The sequence below is a fragment of the Mycolicibacter heraklionensis genome, assembly GCF_001021505.1.
In the GTDB taxonomy this organism is placed as follows: Bacteria; Actinomycetota; Actinomycetes; order Mycobacteriales; family Mycobacteriaceae; genus Mycobacterium; species Mycobacterium heraklionense.
This window is the reverse complement of record NZ_LDPO01000009.1, coordinates 1-26,038: the sequence shown is the minus strand read 5'-3', so window position 1 is coordinate 26,038 and position 26,038 is coordinate 1. Positions and strand designations below refer to the sequence as shown.

Sequence of the window (26,038 nt, the reverse complement as noted above, 5' to 3'; positions counted from 1 at the left end):
GATCAGCGCAGCGCCGCGGCCAGCTGCCGCCACTGCTCCCGCGGGAAGGCGCGCGGGTCGGCATCCAGCAGCTGGACGCAGACGTGGTCTGCTCCGGCGGCCCGGTGCTCGGCGACCCGGCTGAGCACGGCCTCCGGGGTTCCCCAGGCGATGATCGCGTCGAACAACCGGTCGCTGACGCCGGCGATGTCATCCTCGGTGAATCCCGACCGCAGCAGGTTGTTGGCGTAGTTGGGCAGTGCCAGGTAGGAGCCCAGCCACTTGGTGCCGATCGCGCGTGCCTCGTCGCGGCTGGCGCACAAGATGGCGGTCTGCTCGGGCAGCAGCAACGGGCCCTCGCCCAGCTGCTCGCGGGCAAACCGAGTGTGCGCAGGCGTGGTCAGGTACGGGTGGGCGCCGCCGCTACGGGCGGCGGCCAAGTCGAGCATCCTCGGGCCCAATGCCGCGAGCACCCGTGACTCGACCGGCACCGGCGCATCGGCGGCGTCCAGTCCGTCGAGAAACTCGCTCATGGCGCGCAGCGGCCGGCGGTATCGCCCGGGATCCCCGGCGTCGATCAGCGGAGCATGGCTGACACCGATACCGAGCAGGAACCGATCACCGTGTACCGCACTCAGCGCTGCGTAGGACGCCGCGACGTCGGCCGGGCTGTGCATCCACAGGTTCAGGATGCCGGTGGCGATGACCGCGCGGCGGGTGGCCGCCAACAGATTGCCCACCGCGTCGAACACCGGACCACCGACATCCGGGATCCACAGCGCGCCGAAGCCCAGTTCTTCCAATTCGGCAGCCGCTTCGGCGGCCTCGCCCTGATCGCCGTAGCGCAGCGGCGCACTCCAGATCCCGACACCCGAGATGTTCACCATCGCCCCAGGATGGCATAGCGCAGTCGGGGGTCTACCGTCGCCGGCCGTATCGGTCGGCGAGCTTCTGCTCGACGGTCATCGGCGGCGCGGGTTCGTCGGCATCGGCCTGATCCTGCGTCGCGGCGCGCTCCTCCCGCCGGGCCCGCAGTTCGGCGAACGCGAAGTACCCCAAACCTATTGGTGCCAGGATCCCGAATGCGATCCACTGAATCCCGTAGGACAGGAACGGCCCGGCATCCCGGCGTGGCAGCGCGATCACACCCAAACCGCCGGGCTGGTCCTCGACGAGCTGCAGATAGGACCCGGTCAGTGCAACGCCGGTCGTCGCCGCGACCTGCTCGGTGTTGATCGAGTACACCTGCCGAAAACCGTTCTCGGTGAAGGGGTTCTTGCCTTCAATGGCGCCTTGCGAGTCACGCAACCGCGCGGTGATGGTGACCTCGGAATCCGGTGGCGCAGGGATCTCCGGCACCCGCGAGCCGCCGTCGTCGGTACGCACGTAGCCGCGGTTCACCAGCACGGTCGGCCCGCCTTTGACCGCGAACGGCGTCAGGACCTCCATCGCCGGCACTCCGTCGATGACCCGCAGTCGCACCAGCACCTGCGCCTCGGCCAGGTAGTGCCCGGTGGCGGTCACCGGCCGCCACTGCTCGTCCGGCGCCGACGAATCCTGATGCGGTAGCAGCGTGGTCACCGGTACGGGTTCGGCGGTCAGTGCGTGTTCGAGTTGGCTGTTCGCCCGGGAAGTGGTGGTGTTCTTGCCCAGCTGCCACGGCGCCAGCACGGTGAAGCACAGGTAGGCGAAGCCCAGCACCACCGCCGCCAGGGCCAGCCAGCTCGGGCGCAGCAGGAAGGCCAGGCGTCGCATCAGCCGCTCTCGCCCAACGCCAGCTGCCCGTCTACCCAGGCATGCAGTCCCGGCAGCGCAGCCGCGATGACGGTGAAGGCCCGCACGAAATCGTCATGACCGCCGTAGTAAGGATCGTCGACGTCCGGTACGGCCGCACCCGAACGCGGGTCGAAGGACCGCAGCATCCGGATCCGCTCGGCCGGAATGCCCAGCCCCTGCAGCAGCCCGACGTGGTTGCGTCCCAGCGCCACCACCAGGTCCGCGGCCTCGTGCTCGGGCCCGACCTGGGCGGCGCGATGCTCCACCGGATAACCGTTGTCGCGCAGCACCCGGTTGGTGCGTTCGTCGGCGCCCTTGCCGACGTGCCAGTCCGCGGTTCCGGCGCTGGTCACCCGCACGGTGCCGCTCAGTCCGCGCTGCGCGAGCTGGTGGGCGAACATCTTCTCGGCCATCGGCGAGCGGCAGATGTTGCCGGTGCAGACGAACGTGACATGCAGCATCGGGTCAGACACCGAGCACCTCCCGTAGTTCGGTGACGGTCTGCACGTGGGCAACGGGACCGTCGGCGAATTCGGCATCGGCGATGTCCGCATAGTCGGACTGACCGTAGCCCCAACCGACCAGCACCGTGTCGATGCCGTGCGCGGCCGCACCGTCCACATCATGACGCCGGTCGCCCACCATCAGTACCCGCGCGGGCAGCGGCGCCAGCTGATCCAGGGCATGGGCTACCACGTCGGACTTGGCGGCCCGGGCGCCGTCGACACTGGCACCGGCAACCACCTCGAAATAACCGTCGAGCCCGAAATGCGCGAGGATCTTGCGCGCGGTCGGCTCGACCTTGGAGGTGGCCACGGCCAACCGGACCCCGGCGGCCCGCAGGTCGCTCAGCAGCGCGGCGACGCCGTCGAACATGGTGTTCATCTGCCACCCGCGGCTGGTGTAGTCGGCACGGTAGGCGGCGACCGCGGCTTCGGTCTGCTCGCCGAGGCCCATCGCGGCCAGCGTGTGGTGCATCGGCGGGCCGACGAGCCGGGCAGCCAGATCACCCTCGGGAATCGGTGCGCCGATGTGGTCCAGCGCGTGCCGGAAGCTGGCGACGATCCCGGCCGCGGAGTCGGTCAAGGTGCCGTCCAGGTCGAAGATCACCAATTCGGCGGCGGCGGTGCTCGTGCGCGTCACGGTCCCATTGTCCCCGACGTGCGCGGAGAGCTCGCCGGGTGGCGCACTACTGTCTTGCAGTGTGACCGCGCGGCTGGCTGACGTCATTGACGTACTGGATGCGGCCTACCCGCCCGGGCTGGCCCACTCCTGGGACTCGGTCGGGCTGGTCTGCGGTGACCCCGACGACCTGGTGAGCTCGGTGACGATCGCGGTGGACGCCACCTCGGCGGTGGTCGACGAGGTGCCCGACGGCGGCCTGCTGCTGGCCCACCACCCGCTGCTGCTGCGCGGGGTGGACACCGTGGCGGCCAGCACCCCCAAGGGTTCGCTGGTGCACCGGCTGATCCGGACCGGTCGCGCCCTGTTCACCGCCCACACCAACGCCGACGCGGCCGCGCCCGGGGTCTCCGACGCGCTCGCGGCAGCACTCGGGCTGACCGTGGAGTCCGTGCTGGAGCCGGCCGGCCCGACCGCCGACACCGACAAATGGGTGATCTACACCCCGGCCGAGCACGCCGAGGCGGTTCGCGCCGCGGTCTTCGCGGCCGGCGCGGGCCGTATCGGTGACTACACGCAGTGCAGTTGGAGTGTGCCGGGCACCGGCCAGTTCCTGCCCGGCGACGGTGCAACGCCGACGATCGGCCAGGTGGGCGCGGTGGAGCGCGTTCCCGAGGACCGCGTCGAGGTGGTGGCGCCGGCGCGCGCCCGCGGGGCGATCCACGCGGCGCTGCTGGCCGCTCACCCCTACGAGGAGCCGGCGTTCGACATCTTCGCGGTGCAGCCGCTGCCCGCCGGGGTGGGAATCGGCCGGGTCGGCAGCCTGGCGACCCCGGAGCCGTTGAGCGCGTTCGTCGCCCGCGTCGCCGCCGGCCTGCCGGCCACCTCGTGGGGGGTGCGGGCCTGCGGAGACCCCGACTTGCCGGTCTCGCGGGTGGCGGTCTGCGGCGGCGCGGGAGATTCCCTGCTGGATGCCGCGGCGGCCGCCGACGCGCAGGTCTACGTCACCGCGGACTTGCGGCACCATCCGGCGGACGAGCATTCCCGGCGGTCTGCGGTGGCGCTGGTCGACGTGGCCCACTGGGCCAGTGAATACCCGTGGTGCGCGCAGGCCGCCGACGTACTCCGCTCGCATTTCGGTGCGACGCTGCCGGTGCGTGTCAGTACGCTGCGCACCGACCCCTGGAATCTCGCGCATGAAGGAGACCGGTCATGAAGGCTGCTGTAGCTCAACAACGTTCGCTGCTGGAGTTGCTGGAGCTGGACGCCGAGCTGGCCCGGATTGCGCACCGCGCCGGGCATCTTCCCGAGCAGCAGGACCGCGAGCGGATCCAGGCTGAGCACACCGCGGCCGCTGACCGGCTGGCCGCGCTGGAGTTGGCCTTGGAGGACTTGGACGCCCAAGCCGGCCGTTTCGAGTCGGAGATCGACGCGGTGCGCCAGCGTGAAGACCGTGATCGTGCCCTGCTGGATTCGGGACAGGCCAACGTCAAACAGGTCGTCGACCTGCAGCATGAGCTGGAGACGCTGCAGAAGCGTCAGTCCAGCTTGGAGGACTCGCTGCTGGAGTTGATGGAGCAGCGCGAGCAACTGCAGACCCAGGCGACCGCGGAAGCAACCGTGCTTGAAGGCCTGGCCGCCGACTTGGCCCGGGTGCAGGAGGCGGTGGACACCGCACTGGCCGAGATCGAGACCACCCGCGGGCAGCGCGCGGCCAGCCGCGACGAGCTGGCCGCCACGATCGACGACGAGCTGCTGGCGCTCTATGAGCGGCAGCGGGCTTCCGGTGGGGTCGGCGCGGGACCGTTGCGGGGCGGTCAGTGCGGCGCCTGCCGAATCGAGATCGACCGCGGTGAGCTAGCCCGGATCTCGGCAGCGGCGCCCGAGGAGGTGCTGCGCTGCCCGGAGTGCAACGCGATCCTGCTGAGGGTCAAGGACTTCGGTTAGTGCGTCGCCGATGAAGGTGATCATCGAAGCCGACGGCGGGTCGCGGGGGAACCCGGGTCCGGCCGGCTACGGGGCGGTGGTGTGGTCCGCCGATCGCTCCGAGGTGCTCGCCGAGGCCAAGGAGGCCATCGGCGTTGCCACCAACAACGTCGCCGAATACCGGGGCTTGGTCGCGGGATTGTCGGCAGCGGCCCGGTTGGGTGCCGCCGAGGTCGCGGTGTTCATGGACTCCAAGCTGGTGGTCGAACAGATGGCCGGCCGGTGGAAGGTCAAACATCCCGACCTGATCCCGTTGCACCGGCAGGCGCGCGAGCTGGCCTCGGGCTTCGACCACGTCCGCTACACCTGGATACCGCGGGAGAAGAACTCCCACGCGGACCGGTTGGCCAACGAGGCCATGGACGCCGCCGCCGGAATCGACCGGCCCGCAACGACGCCGGCGGAGAAGGCTCCTGCGCCTACGGCTCCCGGCTGGACCGGCGCGACGGGAACGGCGACTCGGCTGCTGTTGCTGCGGCACGGCCAGACCGAGCTGTCGGTGCACCGCCGCTACTCCGGACGCGGGAACCCGCCACTGACCGACACCGGCCGCCAGCAGGCCGATGCGGCGGCGCGCTACCTGGCCCAGCACGGCGGTATCGCGGCGGTCATCAGCTCACCGCTGCAGCGCTGCCGCGACACCGCCGAGGCGGCGGCGAAGCTGCTGCGGTTGGACGTCACCGTCGATGAGGACCTGACCGAGACCGACTTCGGGGCCTGGGAGGGGCTGACCTTCGCCGAGGCCGCCGAGCGCGATCCCGACCTGCACCGGCGCTGGCTGAAAGACACCGCCACGCAGCCCCCCGACGGGGAGAGCTTCGACGCCGTGCAGCAGCGGGTGCTGGCCGCGCGCGACCGGATCGTCGCTGACCACAGCGGCAGCACCGTGCTGGTGGTGTCGCATGTGACGCCGATCAAGACCGTGCTGCGCCTGGCGCTGGACGCCGGCCCGGCCATCTTGTACCGGCTGCACCTGGACTTGGCGTCGCTGAGCATCGCCGAGTTCTACGGCGACGGGCCCGCGTCGGTGCGCCTGGTGAATCAGACCGCCTACCTGTAGTCCCTGTAGTCGCGCATCGCGCGCGTCAATCGTGCAGGTGCACGCGTTCACCGTGGGTTCCGAAGATCACGATGGCCTCGGCCGGGCCGTCGACCGCGCCGAACCAATGCGGTGTCCAGGTGGAGAACTCGACCGCTTCACCGGGCCCGATCAGGAAATCGTCGTCACCGAGCACCAACCGGAGCCGGCCGGACAGCACGTACATCCACTCGTGGCCCTCGTGCACCGGCAGCTCGGCCGGGCGTCGGCGGCGTACACCGACCCGGATCTTGAAGGCATGCAGACCCCCGGCCGGCCCGTGCCGAGTCAGCGGCCAATAGGTGATGCCGTGGTGTGTGTGCGAGGCGCCCCGCACCCGCGGATCCTGGTGCTGCGGGGCGCGCAGCAACTCATCGGTGCTGACCGACAGGGCCTCGGCCAGCCGGGGCAGGTGATCCAGCGCCAGGCGTCGCTTGCCCGATTCCAGCCGGCTCAACGTCGAGACGTCGATGCGCGCGCGGGTCGCCACGTCCTCCAGGGTCAGCCCCTGCTGGGTGCGCAGCTCACGCAGCCGACGCCGCACCCGCCGGTCTACACCGCCGTCGTCAGTGCTTGCCTGCATAGCAATCCAGGTTGCCAGGACCGGCGGCGGGCAGGCAAGCATGGGCGCGCCTTTTCAGCGACGGTGATTTGAACTCTGTCATCGCGCACCGGCGGTGTCATACGGTTACGCCGAAACCACTGAAGAGAGGCCGCAGATGAAGTGGTTGGGCGTGGACGGATGGGCGAACCTCGTGGTCGGTGTGCTCATTGCGCTGGCCCTGGCCGACCTGCTCCCGAAGATTCCGTGGTGACGAAATGACCACGACGCGCCCAGATTCAGAGCAGTTCGCCACGGACGCGGTCTTCACCAGCCGGCGCCCGCTGGACTATCTGCCCGGCGTCGCGTTGCTGCTGGCCGTCGGGCTGCTCGGCAAGTACGCCCAGCGGTGGTGGCTGGCGCTGGGCCACCAGCTGCACGCGACGGTGCCCGACATCGAATATGTGCTGTGGGCCATCGTCATCGGGCTCGTGATCAGAAACACCGTCGGACTGCACCGGGTCTTTCTCCCGGGCGTGCTGACCTACGAGTTCTGGCTCAAGGTCGGCATCGTCGCGCTGGGTTCTCGATTCGTGCTCGGCGATATCGCCAAACTGGGCGGTATCAGCCTGATTCAGATTCTGCTCGACATGACGATTGCCGGCGCAATAATCCTTGGCGCAGCACACCTTTTCGGGTTGTCCGGAAAGCTCGGGTCCTTGCTGGCCATCGGCACCTCGATCTGCGGGGTGTCGGCGATCATCGCGTCGAAGGGTGCCATCCGCGCCAAGAACTCCGAGGTCAGTTATGCGATTGCCGCCATCCTGGCGCTCGGGGCAGTGGGCCTGTTCGTGTTGCCGCCGCTGGGCCACCTGATCGGGTTGAGTGACCACGAGTTCGGACTGTGGGCAGGCCTGTCCGTGGACAACACCGCGGAGACGACCGCCACCGGTTACCTGTTTTCCGACGAGGCCGGCAAGATCGCGGTGCTGGTGAAATCCGTCCGCAACGCCCTGATCGGCTTCGTGGTCCTGGGTTTTGCGCTGTACTGGGCGGCGCGCGGACAGGCAGAGCAGGTGGCATCGGGCTACCGGGCCAAGGCGGCCTTCATCTGGTACCAGTTCCCCAAATTCGTCTTGGGGTTTCTGGTGGTGTCGACGGTGGCCACACTGGGCTGGCTGGACAAACCTCAGCTGACCAGCCTGGGCAACGTGTCGCGATGGGCTTTCCTGCTGACTTTCGCCGGCGTCGGTCTGTCCACCGACTTCCGCCAGATCGCCCGGGCGGGTTGGCGGCCGCTGCTGGTGGCTGTCATCGGCCTGGTGGTGGTGGCCACCGTGTCGTTGGGTCTGGTGCTGGTGACCTCCCGGTGGTTGGGCTGGGGTGTGGCTGCCGCCTGAGGGCTGATCTCGGGGTCATTTGCCTGAATAGCAAACAAGCGTGCCGTTTAGGGTTGCAGCCCGCATGCTCGATGCATGAGCGAACGACCGATGACGGACGCAGTGCGCGACGCGCAGGAGTTCTGGGACGAGTTCTACGGAGGCGACGATCCGGTCTGGAGTGGACGGGTCAACGTTGCGCTCGCCGAGATCACCACCGACCTAGCTCCCGGCCGGGCACTGGATCTGGGCTGCGGGGAGGGCGCCGACGCCATTTGGCTGGCCGGGCACGGCTGGCAGGTGGTGGCGGTCGATATCTCGGCCAATGCGCTGGCACGCGGCCGGGCCGCCGCGCAAGAGCGCGACGTGGCTGCGCGCATCCGATTTGAGCGCCACGACCTGTCCAGCAGCTTTCCGGACGGCCGATTCGACTTGGTGTCGGCGCAGTTTCTGCACTCGCCGGTGGAACTGGACCGCGAACCGGTGCTGCGCCGGGCGGCCGACGCCGTGGCGGTGGGCGGCCGACTGTTGATCGTCGACCACGGCGCCGCGCCGCCGTGGGCCGGCGAGCACGTCCGCGAGCATCATTTCGCCACGGCCGACGAGGTGCTGGCCGGGCTGGGCATCGATGACGCGCAGTGGGAGCTGCTGCGGATCGGAACTGCCGACCGCGATGCCGTCGGACCCGACGGCCAGACCGGAGTGCTGACCGACAACGTGATCCTGCTGCGGCGTACCGAGCACACGGGGTAGGCGCGTCTTCACGCGGCGTCGTGAAAGATCAGCCCCAGCGTGTAGCGCTGACCCGAGCGGATCGGTGAGACGCCGTGGCGCACCGGCGCTGTCGACCAGCCGCGGGTGGAGCGCACCGGCCGGTCGCGGGTGGTGAACACATAGCCGTGCCCGTGCGGCAGCTGCACGGCCACGCCCCGCGACTGCGCGCGCGGGCGCTGCTCGACGAGCAGAAACTCACCCCCGGTGTAGTCGGTGGCCGGGTCGCTGAGGTTGATCACCACCTGTAGGGGAAACACCAACTCGCCGTAGAGGTCCCGGTGCAGCGCATTCCAGTCTCCAGAGCCGTAGCGCAGCATCAGCGCGGTCGGCTTGGTCTGACCTGCCCGGTGGCAGTGGCTCAGCCACTCATCGAAGTCGTCGGGCCACGGCGCGTCCCGGCCCAGCCGGGTAGCCCAGTCCCGGGCGATCGGCAGCAGGCGCGGGTACAGCGCCCGCTTGAGCGCGTCGACGGGATCGGGTGCCGGTGCCGCGAAATATCGGTATTGCCCGGAGCCGTAGCGATGACGCTGCATGTCGACGGTGGCGCGGAAGCGCTCGTCGTCGTCGTAGCAACGCCGCAGCCGCGCCGCCTCGGCGACCGTCAGCAGCCGCGGCAGCAGGGCGCCGCCGCACTCGTCGAGTTCGGCGGCGACGGCGTGCCAGTCGCCGGCGTCCACCCGCCGCTCCCAGCGCGTCGCCGTCGTCGCCATACCGGGGTTCCTTCCGATCGGGTGCTATCGAGTGTGCGCCACCGTGCCGAAACCACGGTGCGGCGCGCGAGCGGTGTCGCCGTTCCGGTCGGTTCGATTAAATCGCCGTGCGCCAAATCTCCGGCAACTGGCAACCAGCAGCTTCCATGAACAGTGCGGTAGTAGGCCATTTGGGTCCGTTGACAGCTAACTCGTGCCCTCCTACTGTTCCGGCCAACTACAGGAGGGGAGCGACGAATGCGCGGGAGATCAGCAGTGACATGCGCACCTGGTGGGGCAGCAGTGGCGGAGCCGTCGTCGACCGGACGGCTCGTCGTACGCGCGCGAACGGGCTGACGCGTTGGCGCACACCACAGGCAGGCAGCGATGAGCGGGCCGTCCTGGTCCAAGCCCGCGGTCGCCGTCGGCGATTTCGTCGTGCTTGCCGGCGAGACGTTCGCGGCGATGGCGCGACCACCGTGGGCCTGGCGCGAGCTGATCAACCAGATCTGGTTCGTGGCCCGGGTGTCGATCGTCCCGACGATCATGCTGTCGATTCCCTACACCGTGCTCATCGTCTTCACCCTCAACATCGTGCTGCTGGAGATCGGCGCCTCCGACCTGTCCGGCGCGGGCGCGGCGCTGGCGGCGGTCACCCAGGTGGGCCCGGTGGTCACCGCCATCGTCGTCTCGGGCGCGGGCGCCACCGCCATGTGCGCTGACCTGGGCGCCCGCACCATCCGCGAGGAGATCGACGCAATGAAGGTGATCGGGGTCAACCCCGTCGAGGCACTCGTGGTTCCTCGCGTGATCGCGGCGACATTCGTTGCGGTAATGCTCTATTCGGTGGTCGCGGTGGTCGGCCTGACCGGAAGCTACGCATTCGTGGTGTTCGTGCAGCACGTCACGCCCGGTGCTTTCGTCGCCGGCATGACGCTGCTAACCGGGCTGCCGCAGGTGGTGGTTTCGCTGGCCAAGGCGCTGCTGTTCGGTCTGTCCGCCGGGCTGATCGCCTGCTACAAAGGCCTGTCCGTGGGTGGCGGCCCGACCGCTGTGGGCAACGCGGTCAACGAAACCGTCGTCTTCGCTTTCATGGCACTGTTTCTGATCAACATTCTGGCCACCGCCTTCGGTGTGAAGGTGGCGCCGTGACGGCCGCGGAGACCACCCGGCGGCTGGGCGAACAGACCGCCTTCTACGGCGCCGCACTGGTCGCCGTCGGGGATGCGGTCCGCCGCTATCCCGGCGAGGTGCTGCGGTTGATCGCCGTCATGGGAATGGGCGCCGGGGCGCTGGCAGTCATCGGCGGCACCGTGGTCATCGTCGGTTTCCTCACCTTGTCCACCGGGGCGCTGATCGCCGTGCAGGGCTACAACACCTTGTCCAACGTCGGAATTGAGGCCCTGACCGGTTTCCTGGGTGCCTTCCTCAACGTCCGGTTCATCGCCCCGGCCACCGCCGGGGTGGCCTTGGCGGCGACCATCGGCGCCGGTGCGACCGCGCAGATCGGCTCGATGCGGATCAACGAAGAGATCGACGCGCTTGAAGCGATGGGTATTCGGTCGATCACCTACCTCGCCGCCACCCGGATCGTCGCCGGGGTTCTGGTGGTGATACCGCTCTACACCGTCGCCGTGCTGATGGCGTTTTTGGCAACCCGCTTCGGCACGACCGTGATTTACGGGCAGTCGCGGGGCGTCTACGACCACTACTTCTCCACATTTTTAGAACCCACCGACCTGCTGTGGTCGTTTTTGGCCGCGCTGTCGATGGCCACCGCGGTCATGGTGGTGCATACCTACTACGGTTTCACCGCGACCGGTGGCCCGGCCGGAGTCGGCGAGGCCGTGGGCCGCGCCGTGCGAACCTCGGTGACCGCGACGGTGTTTGTGCTGTTGACCATCACGCTGTCCGTGTACGGACAGTCCGGCAACTTTCACCTGTCGGGGTGAGGCCGGGTGAGTCAATGAGCGCCGGCACCCGCAACAGATCCCGCCACGGCGGGATCGATCCGATCTGGTGGTCGCCCGTCCTGGTCGTGGTGATCGCGGCCCTGTGCGCGATGACCGCCCTGCTGTTCTCCGGAGCATTCCGGCGATACGTCCCGCTGACGCTGGTCTCCGATCGAGCCGGCTTGGTGATGGAGAACGGGGCCAAGGTAAAGCTGCGCGGCATTCAGATCGGCGAAGTGAGATCCATTGGCACCCAACCGGGGTCGGATCAGAACCGACTGTCCACGCTGAATCTGAAGATGTACCCGCGGCCCTTCGGATACCTGCCGAGCAACATCGAAGCCGAGATCAAGTCCAGCACCGCGTTCGGCGCGAAGTACGTCGATCTGGTCATCCCTTCGAGCGGCCCCAGCGGCCAGCGGCTCCAGGCGGGCGCGGTGCTGCGCTCACGCAACGTGACGGTGGAAGTCAACACGATGTTTGAGAACCTGCAGGCGGTGGTCCACGCCATCGACCCTGCCAAGCTCAATTCGGTGCTGTCGGCGGTGGCCGAATCGGTGCGGGGCAGGGGCGACGTCATCGGCCAGGCGATCACCGGCGCCAACACGATACTGACAGCGGTGAACCCACGGATGCCGACCGTGCAGCGCGACTGGCAACTGTTCGGCCAGACCACCGGAATCTATTCCATTGCCGCACAAAACATCCTGAACGTCCTGGACTCCGCGTCCACCACCAGCGCGACCTTGTCCGGCCAGGCCGGCGAACTCGACGCGCTGCTGCTCGCCGCGGTCGGCTTCTCCGCGACCGGGGTGGACACCATCGGCGGAAACCAGCCCGGACTGGTTCAAGCGCTCAACTTGATGGCGCCGACCACCGACCTGCTCGAGGAGTACTCGCCGACCTACACCTGCCTGTTCCAGGGTGCGCAATGGTTCCTGGAGAACGGCGGACGAGACGCCATGGGGGGCAACGGCAGGTCGGTCATCATGGACGCCGCGATGCTCGCCGGCGACGATCCGTATCGGTACCCGGACAACTTGCCTCTGGTCAATGCCCGGGGCGGACCCGGCGGCAGGCCCAGCTGCGGCTCACTGCCCGACGTGAGCAAGAACTTCCCGGTGAAATATCTGGTGACCGACACCGGATTCGGCACCGGCCTGGATGTTCGGCCCAACCCGGGTATCGGTTTCCCCGGCTTCGCCAACTACTTCCCGGTGACCAAGCCGGAGCCGGAACCGCCAAGGATCCGCTATCCCGGGCCGCCCGCGCCAGGACCGGAGTCGCCATGAGAGGCAACATCGGTAAGACCCTGACCTGGGTCGTGCTGTTCACGGTGACGTGCCTGGTGTTCATCTTCATCCTGGTCACGGTGTTCGGGCAGTTCCGGTTTGACTCCCGGGCCGGCTACCGGGCCGAGTTCACCAACGTGTCGGGTCTCAAGGGCGGCAACTTCGTTCGCATCGCCGGTGTCGAGATCGGCAAGGTCACGAACATGGCGTTGCACCCGGACGGCACCGTCACGGTCGACTTCTCCATCGACCGGGGCCTCACGCTCACCGAGGGCACCCGAGCGGCGGTGCGCTACGAGAACCTCATCGGCGACCGCTACCTGTCGTTGGAGCAGGGGCCGGGATCGGTACGCACACTGCAGCCGGGCCAGACCATTCCGCTGACACGGACCCAACCCGCACTCGACGTGGATGCCCTCATCGGAGGTTTCCGGCCGCTGTTCCGTGCGTTGGACCCCGACCAGGTGAACGCCCTCAGCGGAGAACTGCTCAAGGTGTTTCAGGGCCAGGGCGGCACCATCGCCTCGGTGTTGGCGCAGACGTCGACATTGACCACCACGTTGGCCGGGCGCGACGAACTGATCGGCCAGGTGATCAACAACCTCAACACCGTGCTGGGCACCTTCAGCACCCGCGGCCAGGAGTTCGGCCACGGGCTGGATTCCCTGGCCCACATGATCCAGGGGCTGGCAGATCGCCGAACCGACCTCACCAACGGTGTGGCCTATATCAACGCCGCGGCCGGTACGGTCGCCGACTTGCTGACCGTGGCCCGCGAACCCATCCGCGACGTCGTGACGCAAACCGATCGGGCCGCCGGCCAGGTGATGGCCGACCGCGACTATGTCGATGATCTGGTCAAGACGCTGCCCGACGCCTATCAGGTTCTGGCGCGCAACGGACTCTATGGCGACTACTTCGGCTTCTACATGTGTGACCTGGTGATCAAGGTGAATGGCAAAGGCGGCCAACCGCTCTACTCCAAGATCATGAACCAGACGACCGGACGGTGCGCCCCGAAATGACGAGACCGAAACTGCCGCGGATCACCATCAAACCGCTCGCCGAACGCAACCGGCCGGCGGTCGGCGTCGCCGGCATACTTCTGCTGGTCGCTTTGGTGGTTGCGGTGTTCAGCTATGACAGGCTGCCGTTCATCAAGGGCACATCCGACTACGCCGCTTACTTCACCGAGGCCGGTGGCATCAAACCCAACAGTGATGTGCGGGTGTCGGGGCTTGAGGTGGGCCGGGTCGCCGGCCTCCGGCTGGAGGGCAACCGGGTCCGGGTGACGTTCACGGTCCGCAAGGGCGTCGTGCTCGGCGACCGGACCGAAGCCGCGATCAAGACCGAGACGGTGCTGGGCAACAAATTCCTGGAACTCACGCCGCGCGGCGACGGCCACCTCACCGGTCCGATACCGGTCGAACGCACGACCTCGCCCTACGATCTGCCGGATGCCCTGGGAGATCTGACCGCCGTCATCAGTGGTCTGGACACCACGCAATTGTCCTCTGCGCTCACCACCTTGGCGGAGACCTTCAAAGACACGCCACCCGACCTCAAGATGGCGCTGCAGGGAGTGGCCCGCTTCTCGGACACCCTCGACAAACGCGACGCCACGCTGCGTCAACTGCTGGCCAACGCCAACAACGTCACCGGCGTGCTGGCCCGGCGCAGCGAGCAGATCGCCGGCCTCGTCGCCAACAGCAACGCCCTGCTGAGTGAGTTGTTATCGCAACGCAATTCGGTCGACGCATTGATGACCAACCTGACCGCGGTGTCGCGGCAGGTCTCGGCCGTGGTCGACGACAACCGCCAGCAACTCAAGCCCGCGGTGGACAAGCTCAACGGCGTCCTGGAGATTCTTGACAACCGCCGAGCCGACCTGCAGCGCACGCTCTACCTGTTTCGCCGCTACGCCATGTCGTTCGGCGAGGTGCTGGGTTCCGGGCCGTTCTTCAAGGCGTCGGTGGTGAACCTGATTCCGGGCCAGCTGGCCCAGCCGGCCATCGAGGCCGCATTCTCAGATCTGGGTCTGGACCCCAATGTGCTGCTGCCCTCGGAGTTGAACGACCCGGCCGTCGGCCAGCCGGGCACCCCGCCACTGCCGATGCCGTTTCCCCGCACCGGACAGGGTGGCGAGCCGAATCTGACCTTGCCGGACGCCATTACCGGCAAGCCCGGAGATCCGCGCTATCCCTACCGGGAGCCGTTGCCGGCGCCGCCACCGGGCGGACCACCCCCGGGCCCACCCGCACTCGGCCCGCCGGTAGACGGGGGGAGCTGAGATGAGCGCCCACTCCGTGGCCGGTGGGAGCCTGCCGTCCAGCCGCGCGCGACTCCTGCGGCTGGCGACCGCGGCCCTGCTGGTGTCGAGCCTTGTCGTCGCGCTCTTCCTGGTGGCCGGGCCACCCTGGGCGAGCCTGCGTAAGCACGTCTACACCGCCTACTTCGCCAACACCAACGGGCTCTACACCGGCGACGAAATCCGCATCCTGGGCGTCGCCGTCGGAACCGTCGAGCGCATCGAACCGCTCCCGGACACTGCCAAGGTGACCTTCTCCGTCGGCGCCCAATACCAGGTACCCGCCGATGTGAGGGCGGCGATCCTGTCGCCGTCGTTGGTCAGCGCCAGGGCGATCCAGCTCGTCCCGGCGTACTCGGGCGGCCCCGAACTGGCCAACGGCGCCAGCATCGGCCAGGACCGCACGGCGGTTCCGGTCGAGTGGGACGACTTTCGGCAGCAGCTGGAAAAGCTCACCGATTCCCTGCAGCCGACCGACGCTGCCGGCCGCAGTGCCGTCGGTGCCTTCGTCAACACCGCGGCAGCCAACCTTCGAGGCCAGGGTGACACCGCCCGCGAGACGGTGATCAAACTGTCGCAGGCGATGTCGGCGCTGGGCGACCACAGCACCGACATCTTCAGCACGGTCCGCAACATGCAACTGCTGGTGTCCGCGCTGACCTCCAGCAGTGACCTGCTGGCGGCGTTCAACGTCAACCTCGCCGATATCACCACCGTGCTGGACAATTCGCCCCGCGAGTTCGCCGACGCGATGACGGGTCTCGACGGTGCGGTCAACGACCTGCGCGGCTTCATCAGCGAAAACCGGGAGGGCTTCGGCGTCACCGTCGATCACCTCACGGCGGTCACCACCGCACTCAACGAAAGCCGCGGCGACCTCAAACAGGTCCTGCACATCGCACCCTCGGTGTTCCAGAACTTCGTGAACATCTACCAGCCGGCCCAGAGCGCGATCACCGGCGTGATGGCGCTTGGGAACTTCGCCAACACCGTCCAATTCATCTGCAGCGGAATCGAGGCCCTGGCCCGGGCGAACTCACTGCAGGCATCGAAGCTGTGCGTGCAGTATCTGGCGCCGATCATCAAGAACCGCCAGTACAACTTTCTGCCGATCGGCGGCAACCCGTTCGTCGGTACCGCGGCCCGGCCCAACGAGATCACCTACAGCGAAGAGCGCCTTCGGCCGGGCGCTGCGCAACAGCCGGCCGAACCGGCTCCGCAACCCGTCGACCCCGAGCTGGGTCTGCCCGGCCTGCTGCTGCCGTCGCCGCCACCGGAGGGCGCCCCGTGAAGCGGCTCGTGGTCATCGCGTTGAGCATCGCCTCGCTGTTCGGCGTCACCGGCTGCCAGTGGCGGGGTCTGAACTCGCTGAGCCTGCCGGGCACCGGACGCGGCGACGGCACCTACACGATCTCGGCCCAGTTGCCCGATGTCGTGGTCATTCAGCAGAACTCGCGGGTGCGGGTCGCCGACGTCAACGTGGGCAATGTGACCAAGATCGAGGTCCAGGACTGGCACGCGCTGGTGACCATGCGCATCGACAACAGCGTGCACCTGCCGGCGAACAGCACCGCCAAAGTCGGTCAGACCAGCCTGCTCGGCTCGATGCATATCGAGTTGGCGCCTCCGACCGACGAGCCGCCGCGCGGCGAACTGAAAGACGGCGCGGTCATCCCGCTGTCGAGGGCCGCCACCTATCCGAGCACCGAGCAGACCCTGGCATCGGTCTCGCTGCTGCTCAACGGTGGCGGACTGGCGCAGCTGCAGGAGATCAACCAGAGCTTCGCTCGCGCGCTGGCGGGACGCGAGAGCGACATGCGCAGCCTGCTCACGCAATTGGACACCTTCATCGCGGCGCTCAACGATCAGACCGACGACATCATCTCGGCCACCGAGAAGCTGAACGGTCTCGTCGGCCAGTTCGCCCAGCAGAACCGCACCGTCGACCGGGCACTGACGACGATCCCGCAGGCACTGGCGGTGCTGGCCGAGGAGCGCACCAAGATCGCCGACGCCGCCGACGCACTCGGAAAATTCAGTGCCATCGCCGTTTCCACCGTCAACCAGAGCCGGGAGGCCCTGGTGGCCAACCTGCGCAACATCGCCCCGGTGTTGCGCTCGCTGGCCGACGCCGGTCCGGCGCTGACGCAGGGACTCGACTTCCTGTCCACCTACCCCTGGGTCAAGAGCAACATCCCCAATTGGTTCCGCGGCGACTTCGCCAACATCAGCCTGGTCGTCGACCTGACCTTGAGCCGGATCGACAGCGGCCTGTTCACCGGAACACGCTGGGAAGGCGACCTCACCGAGCTGGAAATGCAGTGGGGGAGAACCGTCGGCCAGATGCCCAGCCCGTACACCGCAGGCAACCCGCTGGTCGCCCCCTACCACTTCGGGGGGTACTGAGGTGTTTCGGCTGTCCCGCACCGTCTGGACCCAGCTGGCGATCCTGGCGACGGTCACCGTCGTCGCCGGTGGGGTGATGGCGTTCGGTTTCGTCAAGGTCCCAGCGCTTTTCGGCATCGGCCGCTACACCGTGACCGTCGAACTGCCGGCGTCCGGCGGGCTGTATCCGACGTCGGTGGTGACCTACCGCGGCACCGAGATCGGCAGGGTCAGCGCGATCGACGTCGACGCCGACGGGGTGCGCGCGGTGCTGAAACTCAACTCGTCGATCAAGGTGCCCGCGCAGGTGACGGCCGCGGTGCACAGCCGCTCGGCGATCGGTGAGCAGTTCATCGAGCTCACCCCGACCGCCGGCGCCGCCCAGCAGCGGATGCTGCGCGCCGGGGACGTGATTCCCGCGGACAAGGTGCGGATTCCGGCCGACATCGCCAACCTGCTCGACGCCACCAACCGTGCGCTGCTGGCGATCCCGCACGACGATCTGCGCACCGTCATCGACGAGGCCGACAAAGCGGTGGGCGGGCTTGGCGCCGAACTGTCCCGCATCGTCGCCGGATCGACGTCGCTGGCGATCGAAGGCGGCGAGGCCGCGCAACCCTTCGCGCAGTTGATCGACCAGACCCCACCGGTGCTGAATTCGCAAGTGCAAACCGCGGATTCGATCACGGCCTGGGCGCAGCGGCTGGCATCGATCACCGGCCAGCTCGAGGCCGAAGACCGGTCATTCGCGGGCCTGCTCAGCATCGGCGCCCCAGCACTCGATGAAGCCAATGCGCTGCTGGGCCGGGTGGCTCCGGCGCTGCCGGTGTTGCTGGCCAACATGGTCAGCCTCGGCGAGATCGCGGTGACGTTCCACCAGGGCATCGAGCAGCTGCTGGTGCTGTTTCCGCAGGGGACCGCGGTGATGTCGGCGATCACGCTGGCCGACTCGGGCCTCAACACGCCCTATCGCGGCATCTACCTGGACTTCAACCTCAACATGAACTACCCGCCGCCCTGCAACACCGGATTCCTCCCGGCGCGCCAGCAGCGGATGCCCAGCGCCGTCGACTACCCGGATCGGCCCGCCGGCGAGCTGTACTGCCGCGTTCCGCAGGACTCGGACCTGAATGTGCGTGGTGCGCGCAATATTCCCTGCGAGAACAATCCCGCCAAACGCGCGCCCACGGTCGAGATGTGCGAGAGCGACGAGTCGTTCATCCCGCTCAACGACGGCTACAACTGGAAGGGCGATCCCAACGCCACCTTGTCCGGTCAGGCCGTGCCGCAGGATCCGCCGCGCCCGGCTGCGCCCGCGCCGCCGGTCGCCTTCGTTCCCTACGACCCGGAGACCGGAAGCTACCTCGGCCCGGACGGCAAGCGATACACCCGAACCGATCTGGCCCCCCAGCGGAAGGAGCAGACATGGCAGACGATGTTGCTGCCCCCGGGCGAATAGAACGCCGAGTGGCCGCAGGCGCGATCCTGGCCGTGGTGGCGCTGGCCGGTGCGGTCGGCTGGCTCGGCTACCGCGACCACCACATCCAGCAGGCGCAGGAGCAGCGTGAGAGCTACGTCCAGGTGGCCCGCCAAGCGGCGATCAACCTGACGACGATCAGCTACGCGCAGGCCGACGCCGATGTGCAGCGCATCATCGATTCGACGACCGGGGAGTTCCGCGACGACTTCAGCCAGCGATCCCGGCCCTTCGTCGACGTCGTCAAGCAGGCCCACTCGGAGTCGGAAGGCACCGTCACCGAAGCCGGATTGGAATCGGTGGACGGCGACCGGGCCGACGTGTTGCTGGCGGTCTCGGTGCGCACCACGATTGCCGGGGCTGTCCAACCGGAGCCGCGCCGCTGGCGGATGCGAATCAGCCTGCAACGCACCGGCGACGGCCCCAAAGTGTCCAACATCGCGTTCGTTCAGTGAGCGGGGCTTTCACCGTGTCGAGAACTGTTCTGCGGCGCTTGGCGTTAGTAGCTCTGCTCCCGGGCGTGGTCCTGACGCTTGCGATAGCGGCCGGCTACTTCCGTTGGCAGGACGTCTCGGCGCGGGTGGCGCAGCAGGCAGCGGCGCAGTCGGTACAGACCGCGACCGATGCCACCATCGCGATGCTGTCGTACCGCCCGGAGACCGTCGACAGCGCGTCGGCGGCGGCCGCCGACGGCATGACCGGCGCCTTCCGCGACGAGTACACCCAACTGATCAAAGAAGTCGTCGCACCCGGTGCCAAACAGCAGCACATTTCGACGGTGGTGACGGTGCCCGCGGCGTCATCGGTGAGCGCGAGTGCGCGCCATGCGGTGGTGCTGCTCTTCGTCGACCAGGCGACCACGATCGGCAATGGGCCGCCCACCACGACCGCCTCGAGTGTCCGGGTCACCTTGGACAAAGTCGGTGGCCGATGGCTGGTCTCGCAGTTCGACCCGGTGTAGGGCTAGGTGCCAGATGGGAATTGATGTGCGCCGTGCGGCGCTGCTGGCGATCATGATTGCCGGCGCGGGGGCGCTGCCTGCCGCCGGTGCCGACAACTCGCGTCTCAACGACAGCGTCGTGACCAACGTCTACACGATCCACCACCAGGCCGGCTGCGCCGAGAAGGTGATGGTGGATCCCCGGCTGGTGCTTGCCGCCGAATGGCACGCCAAAGACGTTCTGGGACATCGCGATCTAGACGGCGACCTCGGGTCCGACGGTTCCACGCCGCAGACCCGCGCGCAGGCCGCCGGCTTTCCGGGGACGGTGGCCGAAACCGTGGCGATCAACCCTGCGGTGGCCATCAGCGGCATCGAGATCCTCAACCGGTGGTATTACAACCCCGCGGATTTCGCGATCATGTCCGACTGCGCCAACACCGCGATCGGCGTGTGGTCGGAGAACAGCCCCGACCGATCCGTGGTGGTCGCCGTTTACGGTGCGGCATTGCGGGGCACTGCGTAGTACGGTGATCAGCGCGGACGAGTTGGCCGGGCGGCCGCGGCGCGCGTACAGCGCGTCGAGGAAAGTCCGGACTTCACAGAGCAGGGTGATTGCTAACAGCAATCCGAGGTGACTCGCGGGACAGTGCCACAGAAAACAGACCGCCACCGCAAGGTGGTAAGGGTGAAACGGTGCGGTAAGAGCGCACCAGCGTTCCGGGTGACCGGGACGGCTTGGTAAACCCCACCCGAAGCAAGGCCAAGAAGGCCGCATTTCGGTGCGGTCGCGCAGGTGTTTGAGGGTTGCTCGCCCGAATCTGCGGGTAGGCCGCTTGAGGTACCCGGCGACGGTGTGCCCAGATGGATGGTCGCCGCCGCATCGCGTAAGCGGTGCGGAACAGAATCCGGCTTACAGGCCAGCTCGTCCGCCCTCCTGCGTTTACCAGGCAGTATGCTCCCGCTGAGCCTTGCTGCTACGCAGTGACTACGCAGGGCAGCGTACGATCCGAGCCATGAGCGCACCGGCCATCAAACGCTCCGAACGGGCGGGCGTAGAGGATCAGTGGCACCGGGCACCCCGCAGGGGTGAGCAGGTGTTCTATCCGGCTGACAACGCCGACGGACCGCTGTGGTGCACCGAACGCGCCCACTTCAAAATTCCTGGCAGCGTGGTGTGCACCAAGCTCCATGGCAAGGGCAGGCGCTGGCGCGTCCGATGGGTCGATCCAACGGGGAAGGAACTCACGGCGTCCTATGACAAGCGCGCTGACGCCGACAAGCACCTGAAGCAAGTTGGTTCCGATTTGCACACCGGCAGCTACATCGATCCCGCTGCGGGTCAGGTCACCTTCCGTGACTACGCGGAGGCGTGGCGAAAGCGCCAGGTTCATCGGGACAGCTCAGCGGAACACGTAGAGAGCCGCTTACGGCTCCACGCGTATCCCGTGCTTGGTGACCGCCCGCTATCTGCCATCCTCCCGAGCGAGATACAGGCTTGGATTGCCGGCGTTGCGCTGGCACCGTCGAGTGTCGCGGTCGTGCACGGCATCGTGTTCGGCATACTCAGGGATGCGGTGCGCGACAAGTGCATTGCGTCCAATCCGTGCGACGGCACCAAGCTCCCGAAAGCGGAACCTAAAAGGGTTGTGCCTCCGACGACTGAACAATTCGAGATCGTGCGGAGCGAGTTGCCTACTGAGCTGCAAGCGTTGGCGACGTTCGCCGCTGGTACCGGGATGAGGCAAGGGGAGTGCTTCGGCCTGGTTGTAGACCGGCTGTATCTGCCCGAGAAGTCAGGCGACCGTAGCGGCACAGTGAAGGTGGACCAGCAACTTGGCCGGGGGAATCCTCCGAAGTTGGGGCCGCTGAAAACGCGGGCGAGCTATCGAACGATCCCGTTACCGGATGTCATTGTGGCGGCGCTCAAGGAACATCTGACACAGTTTCCGCCTGGACACGATGGCTTGGTGTTCACCTGGGGAAGCAAACCCATACCTCGCTCGACGTTCGGTTACCACTGGACCAGGGCGGCGCAAGTTGCGAAGCTACCGCCGCGCAGCGGCCTACATACTTTGAGGCACTACTACGCAAGCCTGCTGATCCGGTACGGGGAGTCTGTCAAGACGGTGCAGGCCCGCCTGGGTCATGCGTCGGCCTCAGAGACGTTGGATACCTATTCGCACCTATGGCCTGATTCAGACGACCGGACGCGGGATGCGATCGACTCAGTGCTCAGGTAAACGGCCCTGAGTCGTAGATCCGAGCTGTTGGGACACCGCAATGCCGCAACCACGACGAACGTGTATAGCCACACGGCAGCCCGATGGCTTTGAAGACCTGGCGGCCTCGATATACGCGGGGGTGCGGGCGTACTAGGCGTCTGGGTGACGATTCCAGCAATGGACAAAATTGTCACCCTAAAAAGCTTGGGAGCGCCGTCCACCAACTGCTACTGTTGGCTACAGCCGAGTGGACGCAGGCAGCAAAAGAAATCGTCGGACATACGACCCGCGTCCAGTAGCGCAATATCGCGCCGGTATCCCAAACTGCACAAGGGTCTAATTGTGCTGCCCACAAGGGGTAGATATGTCCGAATACGGTGTATTTATTGACGCTGCTGGTATAGCTGAGTACAGCGGGCGAAGCATTGACACAATTCGCTATTGGGAGCGGCTAGGCCAGCTTCCAGCATCTGCGAAGATTGGCCGGCGGCGTGTCTGGAGGCGCGCCGATATTGAAGCATGGTTCGAATCGATGTTCGTCGGGATGGGCGCCTGATGATCGACCCAAATCTGACCGAGAAGTTTTTTATCGGATCTGAGTCCAAACAGCTCCAAAAAATCTATCTATGGGCACGAGCCCGCTACGCTGCGCCATGGGCAGTGTTCTTTGCCGTTCTAATTCGCGTTGCCGCCAGCGTCGGCCCACACGTACAGTTGCCCGCTGTGATCGGCGGTCGTGCCTCGCTGAACCTGCTATGTGCTTTCGTGTCACCATCTGGCGGCGGCAAAGGAATCAGTGACCAGGTCGGTCGCCTCGCCTGGCCAACATCGATCACCGAGTTGCCCATCGGATCGGGCGAGGGTTTCGCGGCGACCTTCATGCCGTCAGCCAAACCGGACGGAGACGGTGAACCTATCGCCCCCGTGATCTTCAACTGTTCCGAAATCGACATTCTCACTGGGAGTGCCATCCGCCAGGGCTCCACCATCTTGGGCACGATGAAGGCCTTTGCAATGGGCGAGCTATTGGGCTCTACCAACGCCACGAAGGGCAACAGTCGCCATGTCCCAGCCCACTCCTATCGCGGATGCCTATCCATTGGTGCACAGCCGGGCCACACTGGCGTCATTTTCAATGACACGACTGGCGGCTTGCCGCAACGATTTCTGTGGGCTCCGACTACCGACCCGGATATGCCCGCTAAGGGCAGCGCAGACCCCGACCCGCTGGACACCAGCATGCCGACGTGGACGCCCGCAATCGACGGGGTGGTGGAGATTGGCTATGGACCGTCCGAGGTCGCTGACACGATCATCGCCGCACACCTAGCTCGCCAACGTGGCAACGGCGAAGCGCTGGACGGGCATTGGATGCTAACTCGATGCAAGGTCGCTGCACTCTTGGCGGTAATGCATCAGCGCTCGGTTGTCTCCGAGCAAGACTGGAACCTGTCCGCGATGGTTATGCAGGTGTCCGACGCCACCCGCCAGATGCTTCTCGATCACGCCAAGATCGCCAACAAAGCAAGGATAAGGGACCAGGCATATACCCGCGCTACGCGCGACGAGCACTACGAGGAGCACCGTCTAGAAACCGTCAAAAGCAGCCTTATCGGAGCGCTTGAACGAACCGGGGAACAGTCTGGCAGTGACCTCCGGCGCAGGCTGGGAAGACCGGAGAAGCGCGCTCTGTTCGACCAAGCAATAGGAATGCTTATCGACGATGGACAGGTAACTAGAGTACGGGGCGAGCAATCTGGCTGGCGCTATAAGCTCAGTGGTCACGGTGACCAGGGCGGTCACCCCCGATATTCGCAGGTCAACAACGGTGACCAGGGCGGTCACGGTGACCCGCCTAGCAACATCACCGACCCAGAGCCGCGTATGCCGCCGGGTTCCAAACGCAACAAGGTGTCATGTGCAAAGTGGCTTGATCAATATGTCGCTGAGCTACGGGCGGCCGGCCACTCGATCGTTGAGTCATCTGATGTTTTCAAGGCCGGTGAGGCAGCTGGATACAACAGAAACAACATCGCCGTCAATGCCAGCAAGCATCATGCTGTAGCAGTCGCTGGCCGAAAAGGCAATGGTCGGACTACTTGGTCGATCACTAGCTCACCATTTTCGTAGCGGGCGCTAGCAGGCTGGCGGGTAGTTGCCGTAGATACCGGAATCGTCACCAGACATCACTTGGTCGTGCTGCTTGAGAGCGTCGTCGCCCAGTTTGCGACGGTAGTCAGCCCTGTCCCTCGCTTGGCCGACTAGGTATTTGATGCCGTAGTAGATGCCGGCGGGTACCCCGAACAGCATGAAATGGACGAAGAAGAACCAGAAAACCTGCCCGTGGTTAAGGGCTGCGATGAAGAAGGCAACTTCCGCAATCGCTGCTAGCAGGATGATGTATAGGACCGCGACCTGCCAGAACGGCACCTCCGACTTAGGTTCAATGTGATGATAGTGCTGGTGGATGTGCTGGTGCTCGGCCATAACGGTCAGAGTAGCCCTTCCAGTAGGTTCCGTCAGTGTTGATGAGCACGGAAATCGGCACGTACAAACTGTCGGTCGGAGTAATTGCAGCGCCAAATTCCCAGAGAGAAAAGCGGCGCTGGCTGTTCGAGGCGGGAGTTGGGCTTCTCGGGGGTCACCCCCCAGGGGGGCACCCAATAGCCCTGCCGTCCCCGACGGGGTTTCCGGTTAGTCGGCCAGCACCCGATAAACAGTGGCCCTGCTGACGCCGAGGGCTTTGGCGATGACCGGCGCCGGTTCCCCACTGGCCCGCATCCGCCGCGCCAGCTCCGCCTTGTCGGTGTCCAGCGCTTTGGGTCGGCCGATGTGTTGACCGCGTACGCGCCGTGCCTCACGGGCAGCGGAGCGACGTTCTTTGCCTAGCTCCAATTCGAGTTCGGCCAGCGACGCCAGTACGCCCGCGATCATTCGGCCGGTGGCGTTGCTGGTGTCGATGCCCTCGCGTAGCGATCGGATGATGATGTCGCGCTGTCCTAGGTCGCGGATCGTTGCCATAACTTCGGCGGCGTTGCGGCCCAGACGGTCAATGCCGGTCACTGTGATGGTGTCGCCAGGCCGGGCGTAGTCGAGCAGGGCTGCGAGACCGGGGCGCTGCTCGCGAGTGCTCGTGCCAGTCAGCTTGTCGCTGTACAGCCGGTCAGGGTCCACGCCTGCGGCAGTGAGCGCATCAGCCTGTGGATCAAGGCTTTGATGGCCGGTGCTCACTCTCATGTAGCCGAGGATCGTTCCGGTGGGGGTAGCGGCGACGGGCATGATTCGATGCTATCTCAAAAGTCGCAGAACAGATAGATATGAAACGGCTATTTTGAGGCAACTTATGCGACACTGTGACGTGAGACTTCGGGAACTGCAATAGCATCATGTGCCAGTGTCTCAGTTCTTTAGTTATGAGATAGTCCGAAACCACCCTCCCTGCGCAACTCCCGGTTCCTTGGGCTGCCTTGCGACACCCGAGCAACGGAACGCCCAATGCCACCCCTCCGTAGTTCCTTTCGCCACAATGTGTGGCATGACAGACGGCGAGATGCCTCCACCGAACGTTCAACCGCTAACAGTGGTCGATCCGCACGTCCTAATACTTGCTAGCGATGAATCCGATGAGGCGGCCCGCAATAAGCGTGGCGCCTTGTTCGAGAGCTTCGTGGCTTCGCTTCTCAACACCTACGGTTACAACGAGCCGACTCGCGACCGGCTGAACACCACGGCCAATGGCATCGAACTGGATGTCTCGGCACAACATGGGCTAACCAATCACCCTGCTATTGCGGAGTGCAAGGCGTACAGCAGTCCTGTCCCTGCGCACATGCTCGGTACCTTCCACAGCAAGCTCGTCATGGGGCGCTATACCGACGCTAATCTCCAAGGGTTCTTCGTTGCCATTCCGCGTCTGACCGGACCTGGCCAGGAGCAGGCCAAGCTGATCGAAGTCAACGACGCGCACTTCAGATGCCTTACGGCAAAGGGTATCTACGAGTCTCTCTTAGCCTCGATCCACCGATGAGCCGGGGCTGGCGGTCTGACCGGTTTTGATTTTGGTTTTCCGGTGGTGGGCGCAAGGTATCCGCTGGTCTGCCCAGCTTCCTTATGCGTTCTCCGGTTGGGGCCGTGT

27 protein-coding genes, 1 other RNA gene and 1 pseudogene are annotated in these 26,038 nt (G+C 66.3%); 21 read left to right on the top strand and 8 right to left on the bottom strand.

The window, feature by feature from the left end:
* Positions 1-2: 2 nt before the first annotated feature.
* From ABW16_RS12280 to ABW16_RS12265, 4 genes are read right to left on the bottom strand one after another with little or no spacing between them, the layout of a single operon-like run.
* Entirely contained in the window at positions 3-863 is an 861-nt protein-coding gene (locus tag ABW16_RS12280; RefSeq protein WP_047319571.1) for an LLM class F420-dependent oxidoreductase, read from the bottom strand.
* 34 nt (positions 864-897) lie between these two features.
* Entirely contained in the window at positions 898-1,734 is an 837-nt protein-coding gene (locus tag ABW16_RS12275) for an SURF1 family cytochrome oxidase biogenesis protein (protein WP_047319465.1), read from the bottom strand.
* Positions 1,734-2,228: a low molecular weight protein-tyrosine-phosphatase gene (locus ABW16_RS12270; RefSeq protein WP_167344279.1), complete on the bottom strand. Its 495-nt coding sequence runs from the start codon at positions 2,226-2,228 to the stop codon at positions 1,734-1,736. Before ABW16_RS12270 ends, ABW16_RS12275 begins: the two co-directional genes overlap by 1 nt.
* Positions 2,221-2,898, bottom strand: a complete 678-nt coding sequence (locus tag ABW16_RS12265; protein ID WP_047319463.1) for an HAD-IA family hydrolase — start codon at positions 2,896-2,898, stop codon at positions 2,221-2,223. Before ABW16_RS12265 ends, ABW16_RS12270 begins: the two co-directional genes overlap by 8 nt.
* 61 nt (positions 2,899-2,959) lie before the next feature.
* On the opposite strand from ABW16_RS12265, the gene ABW16_RS12260 reads away from it, so the two are divergent.
* The 3 genes from ABW16_RS12260 to ABW16_RS12250 are packed head-to-tail and all read left to right on the top strand — an operon-like array spanning position 2,960 to position 5,923.
* The gene (locus tag ABW16_RS12260; protein WP_047319462.1) at positions 2,960-4,093 is read left to right on the top strand and encodes a Nif3-like dinuclear metal center hexameric protein; all 1,134 of its coding nucleotides are present in this window, start codon (positions 2,960-2,962) and stop codon (positions 4,091-4,093) included.
* On the top strand, positions 4,090-4,824 hold the full coding sequence (locus ABW16_RS12255) for a zinc ribbon domain-containing protein (protein ID WP_047319461.1): 735 nt from the start codon (positions 4,090-4,092) through the stop codon (positions 4,822-4,824). The genes ABW16_RS12260 and ABW16_RS12255 overlap by 4 nt, the downstream gene beginning before the upstream one ends.
* Before the next feature lie 10 nt (positions 4,825-4,834).
* The gene (locus ABW16_RS12250; protein WP_047319460.1) at positions 4,835-5,923 is read left to right on the top strand and encodes a bifunctional RNase H/acid phosphatase; all 1,089 of its coding nucleotides are present in this window, start codon (positions 4,835-4,837) and stop codon (positions 5,921-5,923) included.
* A gap of 25 nt (positions 5,924-5,948) precedes the next feature.
* On the opposite strand, the gene ABW16_RS12245 is transcribed toward ABW16_RS12250, so the two are convergent.
* On the bottom strand, positions 5,949-6,524 hold the full coding sequence (locus tag ABW16_RS12245; protein WP_047319459.1) for a helix-turn-helix domain-containing protein: 576 nt from the start codon (positions 6,522-6,524) through the stop codon (positions 5,949-5,951).
* 236 nt (positions 6,525-6,760) lie between these two features.
* Here ABW16_RS12245 and ABW16_RS12240 point away from each other — a divergent pair, with 236 nt between their 5' ends.
* Positions 6,761-7,882: a YeiH family protein gene (locus tag ABW16_RS12240; RefSeq protein ID WP_047319458.1), complete on the top strand. Its 1,122-nt coding sequence runs from the start codon at positions 6,761-6,763 to the stop codon at positions 7,880-7,882.
* Between the two features lie 75 nt (positions 7,883-7,957).
* Positions 7,958-8,614 carry an SAM-dependent methyltransferase gene (locus ABW16_RS12235; protein WP_233424757.1) on the top strand — a complete coding sequence of 219 codons (657 nt, stop codon included), beginning with the start codon at positions 7,958-7,960 and terminating at the stop codon, positions 8,612-8,614.
* Between the two features lie 8 nt (positions 8,615-8,622).
* Here ABW16_RS12235 and ABW16_RS12230 read toward each other — a convergent pair whose 3' ends face one another.
* Positions 8,623-9,345 (bottom strand): 2OG-Fe(II) oxygenase, encoded by a 723-nt coding sequence (locus ABW16_RS12230; RefSeq protein WP_047319457.1) that lies wholly within the window; start codon positions 9,343-9,345, stop codon positions 8,623-8,625.
* Between the two features lie 366 nt (positions 9,346-9,711).
* Between ABW16_RS12230 and ABW16_RS12225 the strand changes: the two genes are divergently transcribed.
* The 15 genes and pseudogenes from ABW16_RS12225 to ABW16_RS26020 all read left to right on the top strand — a co-directional run bounded on the left by ABW16_RS12225 (position 9,712) and on the right by ABW16_RS26020 (position 24,033).
* Positions 9,712-10,476 (top strand): MlaE family ABC transporter permease, encoded by a 765-nt coding sequence (locus ABW16_RS12225; protein ID WP_047319456.1) that lies wholly within the window; start codon positions 9,712-9,714, stop codon positions 10,474-10,476.
* On the top strand, positions 10,473-11,276 hold the full coding sequence (locus tag ABW16_RS12220) for an ABC transporter permease (protein WP_047319455.1): 804 nt from the start codon (positions 10,473-10,475) through the stop codon (positions 11,274-11,276). Before ABW16_RS12225 ends, ABW16_RS12220 begins: the two co-directional genes overlap by 4 nt.
* A 14-nt stretch (positions 11,277-11,290) precedes the next feature.
* Positions 11,291-12,568: an MCE family protein gene (locus ABW16_RS12215; protein WP_052956880.1), complete on the top strand. Its 1,278-nt coding sequence runs from the start codon at positions 11,291-11,293 to the stop codon at positions 12,566-12,568.
* Positions 12,565-13,593: an MCE family protein gene (locus ABW16_RS12210; protein WP_047319454.1), complete on the top strand. Its 1,029-nt coding sequence runs from the start codon at positions 12,565-12,567 to the stop codon at positions 13,591-13,593. Before ABW16_RS12215 ends, ABW16_RS12210 begins: the two co-directional genes overlap by 4 nt.
* Positions 13,590-14,858: an MCE family protein gene (locus tag ABW16_RS12205; protein WP_052956879.1), complete on the top strand. Its 1,269-nt coding sequence runs from the start codon at positions 13,590-13,592 to the stop codon at positions 14,856-14,858. The genes ABW16_RS12210 and ABW16_RS12205 overlap by 4 nt, the downstream gene beginning before the upstream one ends.
* A 1-nt stretch (position 14,859) precedes the next feature.
* Positions 14,860-16,167, top strand: coding sequence for an MCE family protein (locus tag ABW16_RS12200; RefSeq protein ID WP_047319453.1), 1,308 nt, complete (start codon positions 14,860-14,862; stop codon positions 16,165-16,167).
* Positions 16,164-17,282: a virulence factor Mce family protein gene (locus ABW16_RS12195; protein WP_047319452.1), complete on the top strand. Its 1,119-nt coding sequence runs from the start codon at positions 16,164-16,166 to the stop codon at positions 17,280-17,282. Before ABW16_RS12200 ends, ABW16_RS12195 begins: the two co-directional genes overlap by 4 nt.
* A 1-nt stretch (position 17,283) precedes the next feature.
* The gene (locus tag ABW16_RS12190) at positions 17,284-18,720 is read left to right on the top strand and encodes an MCE family protein (protein ID WP_047319451.1); all 1,437 of its coding nucleotides are present in this window, start codon (positions 17,284-17,286) and stop codon (positions 18,718-18,720) included.
* Entirely contained in the window at positions 18,687-19,193 is a 507-nt protein-coding gene (locus ABW16_RS12185; protein WP_047319450.1) for a tetratricopeptide repeat protein, read from the top strand. The genes ABW16_RS12190 and ABW16_RS12185 overlap by 34 nt, the downstream gene beginning before the upstream one ends.
* A 65-nt stretch (positions 19,194-19,258) precedes the next feature.
* Complete coding sequence (locus ABW16_RS26390) at positions 19,259-19,699, top strand: hypothetical protein (RefSeq protein WP_052956878.1); 441 nt, start codon at positions 19,259-19,261, stop codon at positions 19,697-19,699.
* 13 nt (positions 19,700-19,712) lie between these two features.
* A pseudogene (locus tag ABW16_RS12175) lies at positions 19,713-20,201 on the top strand (CAP domain-containing protein); the annotation flags it as partial.
* Positions 20,202-20,222: 21 nt separating this feature from the next.
* Positions 20,223-20,610: RNase P RNA component class A (rnpB, locus tag ABW16_RS23890), an RNA gene on the top strand.
* A gap of 84 nt (positions 20,611-20,694) precedes the next feature.
* Complete coding sequence (locus ABW16_RS12170) at positions 20,695-21,921, top strand: tyrosine-type recombinase/integrase (RefSeq protein WP_052956877.1); 1,227 nt, start codon at positions 20,695-20,697, stop codon at positions 21,919-21,921.
* A gap of 346 nt (positions 21,922-22,267) precedes the next feature.
* Positions 22,268-22,459 (top strand): helix-turn-helix transcriptional regulator, encoded by a 192-nt coding sequence (locus ABW16_RS24360; protein WP_047319448.1) that lies wholly within the window; start codon positions 22,268-22,270, stop codon positions 22,457-22,459.
* Positions 22,423-24,033: a hypothetical protein gene (locus tag ABW16_RS26020; protein WP_167344278.1), complete on the top strand. Its 1,611-nt coding sequence runs from the start codon at positions 22,423-22,425 to the stop codon at positions 24,031-24,033. The genes ABW16_RS24360 and ABW16_RS26020 overlap by 37 nt, the downstream gene beginning before the upstream one ends.
* Positions 24,034-24,039: 6 nt before the next feature.
* On the opposite strand, the gene ABW16_RS12155 is transcribed toward ABW16_RS26020, so the two are convergent.
* The gene (locus ABW16_RS12155) at positions 24,040-24,390 is read right to left on the bottom strand and encodes a hypothetical protein (protein WP_047319446.1); all 351 of its coding nucleotides are present in this window, start codon (positions 24,388-24,390) and stop codon (positions 24,040-24,042) included.
* 207 nt (positions 24,391-24,597) lie between these two features.
* A complete protein-coding gene (locus ABW16_RS12150) occupies positions 24,598-25,182 on the bottom strand; it encodes a recombinase family protein (RefSeq protein WP_047319445.1) in 585 nt (194 codons plus the stop codon).
* Between the two features lie 256 nt (positions 25,183-25,438).
* On the opposite strand from ABW16_RS12150, the gene ABW16_RS12145 reads away from it, so the two are divergent.
* Positions 25,439-25,930, top strand: coding sequence for a restriction endonuclease (locus ABW16_RS12145; RefSeq protein WP_157864239.1), 492 nt, complete (start codon positions 25,439-25,441; stop codon positions 25,928-25,930).
* The last annotated feature ends 108 nt before the right edge of the window (positions 25,931-26,038 follow it).